We start from the raw sequence: 13751 nt of genomic DNA, 5'->3' as shown, positions 1-13751 counted from the left end.
CTCACTCCTCCGCCTTCGAACCGTCCGGCCGGCACCTGTCACGTACCCGGCCCCACCGGCCGGGATCCGCCGGAAATAGGGGACTGGGGCGGGCGGACCGGCTGCGGGCGGGGCGAACCGGACCAATTCCATCGGGGCACCGTCACCGGGCAGGTCATCAGCGGGGCACCTTGAACGAGATCTCCGGGTACGCCCGCGACGGCCCGGTCAGCAGTGGTGCCCGCTCGCCCCGCAGCTTCGCGTCGAAGAACGCCGCGACGTAGGCCCGGGTGATCCGCAGGCCACGGGCGGAGCCGATCGTGCCGTACTGCTCCGCGGCGCTGTCGGGCGGAAGCTGACGGCGCACGCCGAGCCCCTCGGCGAGCAGACCCCAGTCGGTGAACGTCAGGTGGCCCGCACCGGCCAGCCGCAGCCACTTCTTCCAGCCGGTCAGCTCCGCCCAGGAGGCTTCCCAGCTGCCGTCGGTTCCGGGCATGCCGTGCACGTCGCTGCCGACCAGCAGGAAGGGTCTGCGCACCTCGTGCCGCGGCGGCAGCAGGGTGCCGTCCAGGTCCAGTCCGGCCCGCACCCGCCGGTCCGTCTGCAGGGTGGCCAGGGCGGCCGCGCCGCCGATGGAGTGGCCGGCCATGCCGACCCGCGAACTGTCGATGATCCCGGCGCCGGACCATGCCGGGTGGGCACCGGTGAGCCGGTCGAGGACGAACGACAGGTCCTCCCGCCGGCCGCGGATCACCTTGCCGAAGCGCTCGGGATCGGTGGACGAGCACGGCACGCAACCGGCGAACCGGCCGTCGGGGAACTGCACCCCGGCCGCCTCGTAGGTGTGGTCGACACCGGCCACGACGTACCCCCGGCTGGCGAGGTCCTCCCCCAGCGCGGTCAGCGAGGACCGCGGCATGCCGAAGCCGGGCGAGAGCAGGACGAGTGGGCGCCTTCCCGGCGACCCCGCCGGCGGGGCGTCGACGTAGGAGTGGGTACGGACCGCGCTCAGCACTCCCGGCCAGGACGAGCGGGCCACGCCCATGCTCCCCAGGACGCCGGCGGAGACCTCCGGAGTGGTGTACGCCAGCAGGCGGCGGGTTCGCGCGCCGGCCGGATACCAGAGGGTGACCATGAGTTCGCGGCGTACGGCCGGCCGCCACGGATCCGCGCGCCGGCGGTCGAGCAGGTCCAGCGTCGTCGCGCCGACCAGGGACCTGCCGGTGGGTGCCGGAAGGGCCAGGCCCGCATCCGGCGGCGGGGCGGAGCGGCGGGCCGCCTGGGCGCTCGCCGGGAAGACCAGCACCGCGTCGGCGGCCAGCACAGCCAGCACGACCAGCACGGTCAGCGAGGCCGCGGCCGCCGTCGCCCGCCCTACGACGTTCATTCCACGGTGCCCATCGGCCGCTCCGGATCAGTGCTCGGCTGTCGTCCCGGCCCTTCGACCGTAAGTCGCCGACACCGGCCCGGGCGTCGTCCGTAGGTCGTTCCCCACCCCTACCTTGCGGTGAGACGCCACGCCCGAGTCCCCATCAACCGGACTACCCGGGCTGCCCGGACTACCCGGACTACCCGGACGACCGGACGACCGGACGAGCAGTTCCTGTCATCCGGGCGTTCAGCCGACGTGGCTGCCGCCAGCCTTCGGCAAGCTCCCGGCCGTCCCAGGTCGACAGACAGAACGGATGCCCGGCCGGGTCGGCGTACACGAAGCAGTGATCGGAATTGGGCTGGAACTCGAGCAGCATGGCCCCGGCGGCGAGGACCCGGGCTTCGGTCGCCTCGAGGTCGTCGACGAGGAAGTCGAGATGCATCTGCATCGGTACGTCGTTTCCCGGCCACACCGGCGGCCGGAAGTCCTCGACCCGCTGGAAGGCGATGAAACCGTTCGGGCCGGTGACCGTCGCCCAGTGCGAGTCACCCCTGGCGACGCCGTTGGTGATCTCGGCGTAGAACTCCGCAAGGGCGAGGGCGTCGGGTGCGTTCACCGTCGTCCCGTTCAGTCTGATGCTGTCGCACATCAGCCGACCGGCGTCTGTTCGTAGGCAGGGGTGAGTTCGGTCCAGCGCTCGTGCCAGGCCGAGGCCGGCGTCCGCTCCGACCATCCGCCGAGGTGTGCGGAGCCGTCGCTCGCAAGTGAGCGTCCGAGGTCCTGCAGGTGGGCCTGCCAGCCGGCTCCGTAGAAGTGGAGCGAGTTGACCGGCAGGCCGCGCTCCTCGACCACCAACCGGGTGCCCGCCCCCTCGGCGGTGAGCCACGCCTCGATCTGGCTCTCGTCGTCCGTCCCGGGCTCCGAGGTCAGCAGCAGGTGGTGTGGGGCGTCGCACAGCTCGATCCGCAGCGGGCCGTTCCACGTACTGGTCATGACGGCCTGCACGGTCCCACCCTCACGCAGGTCGCCGGAGACCTCGGCGACCCACCGCGCCAGCCGCTCGGGCGTGGTGCACGCCTTCCACAGGTCGTCGATGTGGGTGTCGTACACGTCCTCGACGCGCACCATCCCACGGGTCTCGTCGAGTGCTCGCATCGTCCCGATGATCTTCACTTCCGCGCCTTCTTCCCTCGTGCGATCTCCGTGTGCAGCGCATCGAGCCGGTTCCGCCACAGCGCGCGGTATCCCTCCAGCCACTCGTCCACCTCGACGAGCGCCTCCGCTCGCAGGCTGTAGATCCGCCGCTGCGCCTCCTGGCGTACGTCGACCAGCCCGGCTTCACGCAGAACGCGCAGGTGCCGAGACACGCCGGGCCGCGCAATAGGCAGTGCCTCGGCCAGCTCGCCCGCCGTCGCCGGATGATCCCGCAGAATCTCGAGTACCGTGCGGCGGCTCTGGTCGGCCAATGCCTGCAACACCGCATCCATGAGGGGAACGTACCCAATCGGATACGTAACCGCAAGGGTACATTCGACGCGGGCATCCAGAAGGGCCACAGCGGCGCGGCGGGCGGGAGAACTCAGGCAGCCGCTGAGTGCCGGAGCACCGAAGCTGAGTACGCGCACTGATCCACTTCGCCCGGCGGTCGATCATTCTCTAATCAACGCCGCGAAGGCAGCAGACGCACCAGCGGCATCACCAGGACCGTCCCGAACCGCCGGTCCCCGCCGACGCCGTTGTTGGTCGCCCCCTGGCGCGCGGGTTCACCGGTGGCCGGTCCGGGGCGGGCCCGATCTTCGACCACCTCGTGGCCCGCCCTGGACAACGGCGCTCCGCTTCCCGTTCGTCTTCTCCTGCCTCGAGTTCTCCACTCGAACGTCAGGCCGCGCGGACGGCCGCCCCGTCGGCGTCACTGCCGGCGGCGCCGCTGTCCGCGAGCGCCCAGCGCACCACCTCCGACACATCGTCGGCGAGCCGGACGGTCAGGTCCGCCAGCACCGCCTCGGGTACGTCGTCGAGGTCGGGTTCGTTGCGTCGCGGCAGGATCACCTCGGTGAGCCCGGCCCGGTGCGCGGCCAGCAGCTTCTGCTTGACCCCGCCGATCGGCAGCACCCGTCCGGTGAGGGAGACCTCGCCGGTCATCCCCACCTCGGGCCGGACCGGCCGCCCGGACAGCAGCGACGCCAGCGCGGTGGTCATGGTGACCCCGGCCGAGGGCCCGTCCTTGGGTACGGCGCCCGCGGGAACGTGCACGTGCACCCGGCCGCCGGTCAGCGCGTCGACGGGTACGCCGAGCTCGCCGCCGTGCGCCCGGAGGTACGACACCGCGATCTGGGCGGACTCCTTCATCACGTCGCCGAGCTGCCCGGTGAGGTTGAGCCCGGGCTCACCGGCCATGGTCGCGGCCTCGACGTACAACACGTCGCCGCCCGCGCCGGTGACCGCCAGCCCGGTAGCCACACCCGGCGTCGAGCCGTCGCGCGCCGACTCCGGCTGGAACCTCGCCCGGCCGAGGTACGTGCGCACGTCGGCGGCACCGACCTCCACCGGCGCGGTGGCCTTGCCGGTGGCCAGCGCAGTGGCGACCTTCCGCAGCACCTTCGCCAGGGCGCGGTCGAGCGTACGGACGCCCGCCTCGCGCGTGTAGTCGGCCGCGACCGTACGGATCGCGTCCTCGGCCACGCGCACGTCGTCGGCCGACAGCGCGGCCCGGTCGAGCGCCTGGGGCAGCAGGTGGTCGCGGGCGATGGCGACCTTCTCGTCCTCGGTGTAGCCGTCGAGCGCGACCAGCTCCATCCGGTCCAGCAGCGCCGGCGGGATGGTGTCGGCGACGTTGGCGGTGGCCAGGAAGAGCACGTCGGACAGGTCGAGCTCCACCTCGAGGTAGTGGTCGCGGAACGTGTGGTTCTGCGCCGGGTCGAGCACCTCGAGCAGGGCGGCCGCGGGGTCGCCGCGGAAGTCCGACCCCACCTTGTCCACCTCGTCGAGGAGGACCACGGGGTTCATCGAGCCGGCTTCCTTGATGGCCCGGACGATCCGGCCGGCCATCGCACCGACGTACGTACGCCGGTGGCCGCGGATCTCGGCCTCGTCACGGACGCCGCCCAGCGCGACCCGGACGAACTTCCGGTCCAGCGCCCGGGCCACGGACTCACCCAGCGACGTCTTGCCGACGCCGGGCGGGCCGACGAGCGCGAGCACCGCGCCCGAACCACGGCCGCCGACCGCCTGCAGACCCCGGTTGGCACGCCGGCCGCGGACCGCGAGGTACTCCACGATCCGGTCCTTCACGTCGGACAGGCCGGCGTGGTCGGCGTCCAGCACGGCGCGCGCCGCGGCGATGTCGGTGGCGTCGGTCGTCCGGACGTTCCACGGCAGGTCCAGGACGGTGTCCAGCCAGGTGCGGATCCACCCCGTCTCCGGCGACTGGTCGGAGGTGCGTTCGAGCTTGTCGACCTCGCGCAGCGCGGCCTCGCGGACCTTCTCCGGGAGGTCGGCGCGCTCCACCCGGGAGCGGTAGTCGTCGGCGCCCTCGGGGTCGTCGCCCAGTTCCTTGCGGATCGCGGCCAGCTGCTGGCGCAGGAGGTACTCACGCTGGGTCTTGTCCATCGTGTCGCGGACGTCCTCGCGGATCTTCTCCGCGACCTCCAGCTCGGCCAGGTGCGCCCGGGCCCACTCCAGCAGCAGCGTCAGCCGCCGGGCGGTGTCCGCCGTCTCCAGCAGCGCGACCTTGCGGTCGCTCTCCAGCCAGGACGCGTACCCGGCCGCGTCGGCCAGCTCGCTCGGGTCGTTCATCCGCTGCACGGTGTCGACGACCTGCCAGCTGCCGCGCTCGGTGAGGATCGAGACGAGGACGGACTTGTACTCCCGGGCCAGCTCGCGGGTGCGCTCGTCGGCCGGCGGCACGGTCATCGGCTCGGCCTCGACCCACAGGGCCGCGCCGGGACCGTTGACGCCGACGCCGACCTGGGCGCGCGACACGGCACGGAGTACGACAGCCGGCTCACCGCTGGGGAGCCGGCCGATCTGGGCGATCTCGGCGACCGCACCGACAGCGCCGTACCTGCCTTCGAGGCGGGGTACGACGAGGACCCGGGGAGCCGGGTCGGTCTGGATACCGGTGCCCTGATCTGCACCGGCTGTGCCGTTCTGGGCGGCCAGTCGGGCCGCGTCGACGGCGCTGCGGCGTTCACTGTCGAGCTCGACCGGCACGACCATGCCAGGCAGCAGGACCGTGTCGTCGAGGAACAGCAACGGAAGCGTGAGCGTGGTCATGCCCAGTCAACTGATTACACGCTTACATGCATTCCCGGTTGCGGAAGATTCTTCGGGTGACGCTCGCCCTCACCGGCCGCAACGCCACCCGGCCGGGCGGGCATTCCGGGCCGGCATCCCCGGGTGGACGTTCCAGCTGGGCATTCCAGATCGGCATTCCGAGCCGGAATTCCGGAAGTACGGGGAAAAGTTGTCCACAGAGTTTCCGGGACCAGGTCCGGGCAGGCCGCCAAGCGACTAACGTCGTACATATCGGTTACCGTGTGAAACAGATCGGTGACCGCAGCGCGACGGCCGTATCCCTCCCGTCCCCCCGACGGCCCGCGCGTATCCGCTGCGGCGGCCAGGGGCCCCCACCCGATCGGCCGCACAGCAAACCCCGCGGGAGGGGCCCCGTCCCGGCCCCTCCCGCCGCGGGTATCTCCCCCGATCTCCCCACCTCACCCGCAGACTCCCGGCGTGGCCCGGGCAGTTCCAGGCGGGTCCGGACGGTCCGAGCGATCGCAAAATCCGCCGGATACTCATGGCGGATGAGTATCCGCGCGGATGCTCCGGACGCCCCCGCCGCCGAAGCTGACCACGTGAAGACCGAACGCCGACCCGTCGCGAGCCGCGGCCTGCAGTGGTGCACGGCGTTCGTGCTCGTTCCCTACCTCGTGGCGATCCTCGCCCTGCTGGCCTGGAGCTGGCCACACAACAGCCTGCCCACCGGGCAGTGCGAGGGGATCGGGTTCGGCTGCACCCTCACCCGCCGGGAGGGTGCGGTCCTGCTCACCTTCATCTCCGCGCCGTTCGCCGCGCTGGCCACCGGCGTCGCCTGGCTGGTGGTCCTGCTGCTGCGCCGGGGACCGGCCAGGAGCTGGTCCGGCTCCGCACAGGGCGCGCTGGGCGCCGCGCTGGTGTTGATCGCGGTCGCCGTGGTCGCCCTGTACCGCGCGTACCCCCTGATCTGAGCCGGCCCGGCGGGCCCACGCTCAGTCCGCGGCCGCGACCCGGTACAACGCCGTCCCGTGTGCGGGGACCTCCGCCTCGATCGTCCCGCCGCACTTCTCCGTCGTGTGCGCCCACAGGTCGCGCACCTGGTAGCCGTCCGCGGCCGGTAGGCCGACCTCCGTCACGGTCGTGACGATCCGGGCTGCCTCGTCGGTCTCGTTGAACAACGCCACCCCTCGGCCGCCGTCGGCCAGCGGCTTGGCCAGCACGTGCAGCCCGCCCTCGGACCGCACCGGCGCGCCCTGCACCCCCAGCGGGTCCTGGTCGAGGGCGATCACCTCGGTGTTCAGCAGGATCTCCATCGTCTGCGGCGTCGCAGTCCTCAGGTCCGAGCCGATCAGCAGCGGCGCCGCCATGACGGCCCACAGACTGAAGTGGCTGCGGTACTCCACGTCACTCATCCCGCCGTTGCCCACCTCGAGCATGTCCGGGTCGTTCCAGTGGCCTGGGCCGGCGTACTCCGCGAGCGTCAGGTTCTGCTTGGCGATCGCCAGCATGCTCGCCCAGGTGTCCTCGATGTCACCGGTCGTACGCCACAGGTGGCCGACGCCCCGGGCCCAGGTCCACGGGGAGTTCTGGCCCCACTCGCAGATGCTGTAGACGATCGGGCGGCCGGTGGCGTGCAGCGCGTCCCGCATCCGCGTGTAGCGCTGCACCGCGTCGCGGCCCTCGTTGTGGCAGTTGTCGTACTTCAGGTAGTCGACGCCGTACGACGCGAACAGCAGCGCGTCCTGTTCCTCGTGGTCGAGGGCGCCCGGGAAGCCGATCGGGCTGCACGTGTGCGAACCCGCGCTGGTGTAGATGCCGAACTTCAGCCCCTTGGAGTGGACGTACTCGGCGACCGCGGCGATGCCGTGCGGGAACCGCGCCGGATCCGGCACCAGGTCGCCGTGCCGGTCTCGTTCGGGCAGCGCCCAGCAGTCGTCCAGGTTGATGTAGACGTAGCCCGCGTCGCGCAGCCCGGAGGAAACGAAGAAGTCGGCCGTGGCCAGCACCATCTCCTCGTTGAACTCCGGCCGGTCGTTGGTGGTGTTCCAGTTGTTCCAGCCCATCGGCGGGGTCGGGGCGAGAGACAGGTCCAGACGGTGGTCGAGGCCGGATCCGACGGCGCGATCGGAGCCGGAGTCGGTGGCGGGCTGCTGGTCGGACATGGCGTCGACTCCCGAGATGAGGACGTACGGCGAACAGGCGGGCGTACCCGTACGGGCGTACCGGCCTCCGCATCGTCAGCGGTCGGAAGCTCCAGGGGCCAGCCCGGCGGCCCGAACCGGCCACGTCCCTTCCCACGCCCTCCCCGGGCACGGTCGCCAGGCGGCAGCCACCGGGCAGTCATCAGGGCAGTCAACGGGGGCAGTCGTTAACGGGATGACACATCAGGGAGTGGCGCGGCTACCATCGACCCAGACCTTTGAGGGGGATTGAGACCCGATGACGCACGATTCCAGGCTGGGCAGCGGCCACTCGACGCTGCGCCCACTCGGCCCGCCGCCGCCGAAGAGCAAGAAGGGCTACCACTGGGCCGCGGTGCTGGTCGGCATCGTGCTGCTGGCGGCGCTCGGACTGGTCGCCTTCGGCTTCTTCTCCGTGCCGGGCGTCGACCTGGTGCGCGCGGGCGGATGGACGTTCACCATCTCGCTGCTGATCGTGATCCCGGCCGCGGTCGTCGTGCTCCTGCTCAGCTGGGCCGTGGTGTGGGTGATCCGGCAGCTGGGTGCGCGCAGGTGGCCCGGGCTGGTGCAGGCACTGCCCGCGGTGCTGCTGATCCTGTTCCTGCTCTACCTGCTGTCCAGCTGGCTGTTCGCACCGCTGCCGGACTGACTGCCGGACTAACTGCCGGCCCGCCGGAGTGCCCCCCGGCGGGCGGGCACCCCCATCGGCCGCGCGCTCAGGACTCCTCGTACAACCCCGGCAGGGTCGCCGTCCAGGTGGCCCGCAGCTCCGCCAGCGGCACCTCGAACGCTCCCTCGACCACCAGCGCCGCGTCCTCGCCGTCGGTGCCGTCGGTGCCGACCGTGCCGATCCGGGTGGCGGGTACGCCGATCCGTTCGCACAGCCGCCCGAACTCCGCCTCCTGATCCGCACCCACGCTCACCACGGCCCGCGCACCGGACTCGCCGAACAACGCGACGAACGGCTCGACATCGGCCGGCAGGCTGACCCGCGCACCGAACCCGGCCCGCAGGCTGCCCTCGACCAGCGCCTGGGCGAGCCCGCCGTCGGACAGGTCGTGCGCGGCCAGCACCAGGCCCGCGTCGCCGGCCTCGGCCAGCACCTGCGCCAGCCGGCGCTCGGCGGCCAGGTCGACCTTCGGCGGCAGTCCGCCGAGGTGTCCGTGCACCACGTGCGCCCATTCGGAGCCGCCGAACTCCGCCGCGGTGGTGCCGAGGAGGTACAGCGCCGAGCCCGGAGTGCGCCAGCCCTGCGGGATCGCGCGGGTCACGTCGTCGGTGACGCCGAGCACGCCGACCACCGGGGTGGGCAGGATCGGCTGCCGGCCGGTCTGGTTGTAGAAGCTCACGTTGCCGCCGGTCACCGGCAGGCCAAGTTCGCGGCAGCCGTCGGCCAGGCCCTGGGTGGCCCGCTCGAACTGCCACATCACCGCGGGGTCCTCCGGCGAGCCGAAGTTGAGGCAGTTGGTCACCGCGAGCGGGCGGGCGCCGGAGACGGCGACGTTGCGGTAGGCCTCGGCCAGGGCGAGCTGGGTCCCGGCGTACGGGTCGAGCTGCACGAAGCGTCCGTTGCAGTCGGTCGCGGCGGCCACGCCGAGGGTGGTGTCGTCGGCCACCCGGATCATGCCGGCGTCGTCGGGCTGGGACTGCACGGTGTTGCCGAGGACGTAGCGGTCGTACTGGTCGGTGACCCAGGACCGGTCGGCGAGGTTGGCCGACCCGACGAGGGCGAGCAGCGTCTCCCGCAGCTCCGTGCCGGACGAGGGCCGGGGCAGGTGGTCGGGTACGTCGGCCTGGAGCGCGTCCTGCCGGTCCGGCCGGGCGTACGGGCGCTGGTAGACCGGGCCTTCGTGGGCGACCGTACGCGGCGGTACGTCGACCACCGTCTGGCCGTGCCAGTCCACGGTGAGCCGGCCGGAGTCGTCGACCTCGCCGACCACCGTCGCCGGGACGTCCCACCTGGCGCAGATCTGCAGGAACCGCTCGACGTCCGCAGGCGCCACCACCGCCATCATGCGTTCCTGCGACTCGCTCATCAGGATCTCCTCCGGCGCCAGGGAGGAGTCGCGCAGCGGTACCCGGTCCAGCCAGACGTGCATGCCGCCCTCGCCGGCCGAGGCCAGCTCCGACGTCGCACAGGACAGGCCCGCGCCGCCGAGGTCCTGGATGCCGACCACGATGCCCGCCGCGAACAGCTCCAGCGTGCACTCGATCAGCAGCTTCTCCATGAACGGGTCGCCGACCTGGACCGCGGGCCGCTTCGCCGGTCCGCCGCCACCCTCGCCGGTGGACGCGTCGAAGGTCTCGCTGGCCAGCACCGACACCCCGCCGATGCCGTCGCCGCCGGTCTTGGCGCCGTAGAGGATCACCTGGTTGCCGACGCCGGCCGCCTTGGCCAGGTGCAGGTCCTCGTGCCGGAGCACGCCCACGCACAGCGCGTTGACCAGCGGGTTTCCGGCGTACGACGGGTCGAAGACGACCTCGCCGCCGACGTTGGGCAGGCCGAGGCAGTTGCCGTAGCCACCCACCCCGGCCACCACGCCGGGCAGCACCCGGTGGGTGTCGGGCGCCGCGGCCGGGCCGAACCGCAGCGAGTCCATCACCGCGACCGGGCGGGCACCCATCGCCAGGATGTCGCGAACGATTCCGCCGACGCCGGTGGCCGCACCCTGGTACGGCTCGACGTAGCTCGGGTGGTTGTGGGACTCGATCTTGAACGTGACGGCGTACCCCTCGCCGACGTCGACCACCCCGGCCTGCTCGCCGATGCCCGCGAGCAGTTTGCCCCGGTGTGTCTCCGTGGGCAGCTCACCGAACTTGCGCAGGTGCACCTTGGAGGACTTGTAGGAGCAGTGCTCGCTCCACATCACGGAGTACATCGCCAGCTCGCAGCTGGTGGGCCGGCGGCCGAGGATGTCCCGGATCCGGGCGTACTCGTCGTCCTTCAGGCCGAGCTCGGCGTAGGGCTGGGGGGCGTCCGGGTTGTCCCCGGCCTGCTTCACGGTGTCGACGGTCACCGGGGCGCTCTCCTGTCCGCTGTGTACTCGTCCGCGTCCTCGCTGCGGTCGGCGGCTGGGCACCGGCGGCGAGGCGGGCACGACAGGCCCAACGGTACCGAGCGCGGCCACCCGGCCGGTCCGGCAGCCCCGGACAGACCGGCACAGCCCGGCCCGTCGCCCCGGCGGTGGCCTCCGCACCCGCCCCTAAGGTGTAGCTCGCACCACTGTGCCGGCCCCACCGAGAAAGAAGACTTGAGGTCAGCCGGCCCACCCGGGCCCGGCGCGACGGTCTTCACGACGAAGGAGCAGCCGATGAGTGGGATGCGCGACCGGACCGTGCGGGGCGCCCGCGCGGGGACGTACCTCCTCGTCTCCCTGGCCACCGGCATGGCGGCGATGGTCGGCATCGGGCTGGTGGTGGTGAGCGCGGTGACCGTCGCGGTCGGCGGACTCGGCCTGGTGCTGTTCCCCTCCGCCCTGGACGTCGTACGCCGGTGGGCGGACTGGGAGGCTCGGCGGGCGGCCGCGCTGCTCGGAGTGGACCTCCCGACACTGCCCGAACCCGATCCGGACGGTTCCGGCCGCGAGGAGCCCGCGCCCGGAGCAGTGGCTCGCCTCCGCCGGATGCTCGCGGACCCCGCCACCAGGCGGGCACTGCGGGGACTGTGCGTGCATGCCCTCGTCGGCACGGCGGGCGGCCTCGTCGGGGTGGTCGCCGTGATCGGCGTCCCGGGCACCCTGGTGCAGTTCATCGGGGGGTCAGCGATCCCCGGGACGACCTTCCTCTTCGACAACCCGGCACCGAGTACGTGGTACGCCGTCACGGGCAGCGCCACCCAGCTCGTGCTGGTCGTCGCCGTGCTGTGGTGGGTCGCACCCGCACTCGCGAGGTGGGAGGCGCGGCGCACGATGCGCGTACTCGCTCCCTCGGTCGCCGAGGTCGAGGCGGCGCGGTTGGCGAACCGGGTGGACGTCCTCACCCAGACCCGGGCCGGCGCCCTGGACGCACACGACGCCGAACTCCGCCGGATCGAGCGCGACCTGCACGACGGCACCCAGGCCCGGCTGGTCTCCATCGCCATGCGGCTCGGGGTGGCCGAGCAACTCGGGGCCGACCAGCCGGAGTTGACCGCGAAGCTCATCCGCGAGGCGCGCGGCGGAGCCGAGGAGGCGATGCAGGAACTTCGGGACGTGATCCGCACGATGTACCCACCGATCCTGGCCGACCGGGGCCTCGACGGCGCGCTGGCCGCACTCGGTGCCCGCTGCCCGGTTCCCACAACGATGGACGTCGGTGACCTCGGCCGGGTGCCGGCGCCGGTGGAGGCGGCGGCCTACTTCGTGGTCGCCGAGTCGCTCACCAACGTCGCCAAGCACAGCGCGGCGACCCGGGCGGACGTGCGGGTCGCCCGCAGCGCCGACCGGCTGGTCGTGGAGGTGGCCGACGACGGGCTGGGCGGCATCGACGAGGCCCTCGGCACCGGAGTGGCCGGGATCCGGCGCCGGGTCGACGCGCTCGACGGTGTGGTGCGGGTGGACAGTCCCGTCGGCGGGCCGTCCAGCGTGCTGGTGGAGTTGCCGTGCGGGTCGTGATCGCCGAGGACAACGTCCTGCTGGCCGAGGGCCTCACGCTGGTGCTGGCCAGCGCGGGGTTCGAGGTCGCGGCACGGGCCGCCGACTCGCCGGGGTTCCTCGCCGCGGTCGCCGAGCACGCGCCGGACGTGTGCATCGTCGACGTACGCCTGCCGCCGGCGTACCGGGACGAGGGCATCCACGCCGCCCTGCGCGCGCGGAAGGAACACCCCGGCCTTCCGGTCCTGGTCTTCTCGCAGTACGTCGAGGAGACCTACGCCGGTGAGCTTCTCTCCGACGGGCGCGGTGGCGTCGGCTACCTGCTGAAGGACCGGGTGGCCCGGGTGGAGGAGTTCCTCGACAGTCTGCGCCGGGTGGCCGCCGGCGGCACCGCGATGGACCCCGAGGTCGTACGACAGTTGCTGACCCGCCGGCACGACCCGGTCGACGCGCTCACCCCGCGGGAACGCGAGGTGCTCGCCCTGATGGCCGAGGGGCACGGCAACGCGGCCATCGCGCGGCGCCTCGTGGTCACCGAGCGCGCGGTGCACAAGCACGTCGGCAACATCTTCGTCAAGCTCGACCTGCACCCCGACGACACCGGACACCGCCGGGTCCAGGCGGTGCTGGCGTACCTGCGCCGCTGACTGGTCCGAAGTCCGGTGTCAGGCGCGGGTTGACACCCGCAGGTGGAGGGTTGACAGCCGGTGCCCGGGTCAGCGGGCGGCGGCCAAGCGGCCCAGCACCGAGGCGAAGAAGCCGAGCCCGTCGCTGGTCGGCCCGCACAGCGTCTCCACCGCGTGTTCGGGGTGCGGCATCAGGCCGACGACGTTGCCGGCGGCGTTGGTGATGCCCGCGATGTCGCGGTAGGAGCCGTTCGGGTTGTCGTCGAGGTAGCGGACGACCACCCGTCCCTCGCCCTCCAGCCGGTCGAGGGTGTCCTCGTCGGCGACGTACCCGCCCTCGCCGTTCTTCAGCGGTACGACGATCTCCTGCCCGGCTGTGTAGGCGGAGGTCCAGGCGGTCTCGGCGTTGTCCACGCGCAGCCGCTGGTCGCGGCAGACGAACTTGCGCCGGTCGTTGCGGACCAGCGCGCCCGGCAGCAGGTGCGACTCGCACAGGATCTGGAAGCCGTTGCAGATGCCGAGCACCGGCAGGCCCTTCTCGGCCGCCTCGATGATCGGGCCCATGATCGGCGCGAACCGCGCGATCGCTCCACACCGCAGATAGTCGCCGTACGAGAAACCGCCGGGCAGCACCACCGCGTCCACACCGGCCAGGTCGGCGTCGCCGTGCCACAGCGCGACGGGCTCACCGCCGGCGATCCGCACCGCGCGGGCGGCATCCCGGTCGTCGAGCGAACCGGGGAAGGTCACCACTCCGATGCGCATG

The 13751-nt window shown here is 72.4% G+C and carries 12 protein-coding genes; 4 read left to right on the top strand and 8 right to left on the bottom strand.

All coding sequences use genetic code 11. The features are described from left to right. Window positions 1–157: 157 nt before the first annotated feature. From F4554_RS04035 to lon, 5 genes are all read right to left on the bottom strand, one after another. Window positions 158–1366: an alpha/beta hydrolase family protein gene (locus tag F4554_RS04035; RefSeq protein WP_179786121.1), complete on the bottom strand. Its 1209-nt coding sequence runs from the start codon at window positions 1364–1366 to the stop codon at window positions 158–160. Between the two features lie 181 nt (window positions 1367–1547). Next, the gene (locus tag F4554_RS04030) at window positions 1548–1967 is read right to left on the bottom strand and encodes a VOC family protein (protein WP_337795863.1); all 420 of its coding nucleotides are present in this window, start codon (window positions 1965–1967) and stop codon (window positions 1548–1550) included. 32 nt (window positions 1968–1999) lie between these two features. Next, window positions 2000–2524, bottom strand: coding sequence for an SRPBCC domain-containing protein (locus F4554_RS04025; RefSeq protein ID WP_179786119.1), 525 nt, complete (start codon window positions 2522–2524; stop codon window positions 2000–2002). After that, a complete protein-coding gene (locus tag F4554_RS04020; protein ID WP_179786118.1) occupies window positions 2521–2838 on the bottom strand; it encodes an ArsR/SmtB family transcription factor in 318 nt (105 codons plus the stop codon). The genes F4554_RS04025 and F4554_RS04020 overlap by 4 nt, the downstream gene beginning before the upstream one ends. A 391-nt stretch (window positions 2839–3229) precedes the next feature. Next, on the bottom strand, window positions 3230–5626 hold the full coding sequence (gene lon, locus F4554_RS04015) for an endopeptidase La (protein WP_179786117.1): 2397 nt from the start codon (window positions 5624–5626) through the stop codon (window positions 3230–3232). Window positions 5627–6156: 530 nt separating this feature from the next. Here lon and F4554_RS04010 point away from each other — a divergent pair. After that, complete coding sequence (locus tag F4554_RS04010) at window positions 6157–6579, top strand: hypothetical protein (RefSeq protein ID WP_179786116.1); 423 nt, start codon at window positions 6157–6159, stop codon at window positions 6577–6579. Window positions 6580–6600: 21 nt separating this feature from the next. On the opposite strand, the gene F4554_RS04005 is transcribed toward F4554_RS04010, so the two are convergent. Beyond that, window positions 6601–7770, bottom strand: coding sequence for a glycoside hydrolase family 27 protein (locus tag F4554_RS04005; protein ID WP_179786115.1), 1170 nt, complete (start codon window positions 7768–7770; stop codon window positions 6601–6603). Window positions 7771–8047: 277 nt separating this feature from the next. Between F4554_RS04005 and F4554_RS04000 the strand changes: the two genes are divergently transcribed. After that, window positions 8048–8437 carry a hypothetical protein gene (locus tag F4554_RS04000; protein ID WP_179786114.1) on the top strand — a complete coding sequence of 130 codons (390 nt, stop codon included), beginning with the start codon at window positions 8048–8050 and terminating at the stop codon, window positions 8435–8437. Between the two features lie 67 nt (window positions 8438–8504). Here F4554_RS04000 and purL read toward each other — a convergent pair whose 3' ends face one another. Further along, window positions 8505–10805, bottom strand: a complete 2301-nt coding sequence (gene purL, locus F4554_RS03995; protein ID WP_179786113.1) for a phosphoribosylformylglycinamidine synthase subunit PurL — start codon at window positions 10803–10805, stop codon at window positions 8505–8507. Between the two features lie 294 nt (window positions 10806–11099). Here purL and F4554_RS03990 point away from each other — a divergent pair, with 294 nt between their 5' ends. Together F4554_RS03990 and F4554_RS03985 are read left to right on the top strand one after the other, a co-directional pair. Further along, complete coding sequence (locus tag F4554_RS03990; protein WP_202889140.1) at window positions 11100–12380, top strand: sensor histidine kinase; 1281 nt, start codon at window positions 11100–11102, stop codon at window positions 12378–12380. Then, the gene (locus F4554_RS03985) at window positions 12368–13006 is read left to right on the top strand and encodes a response regulator (RefSeq protein ID WP_179786112.1); all 639 of its coding nucleotides are present in this window, start codon (window positions 12368–12370) and stop codon (window positions 13004–13006) included. The genes F4554_RS03990 and F4554_RS03985 overlap by 13 nt, the downstream gene beginning before the upstream one ends. A 69-nt stretch (window positions 13007–13075) precedes the next feature. Here F4554_RS03985 and purQ read toward each other — a convergent pair whose 3' ends face one another. Beyond that, window positions 13076–13750 carry a phosphoribosylformylglycinamidine synthase subunit PurQ gene (purQ, locus tag F4554_RS03980; RefSeq protein WP_179786111.1) on the bottom strand — a complete coding sequence of 225 codons (675 nt, stop codon included), beginning with the start codon at window positions 13748–13750 and terminating at the stop codon, window positions 13076–13078. Window position 13751 lies beyond the last annotated feature (1 nt).

The organism is Actinopolymorpha rutila, from assembly GCF_013407855.1.
Classification (GTDB): domain Bacteria; phylum Actinomycetota; class Actinomycetes; order Propionibacteriales; family Actinopolymorphaceae; genus Actinopolymorpha; species Actinopolymorpha rutila.
This window is presented reverse-complemented; position numbering and strand designations above follow the sequence as displayed.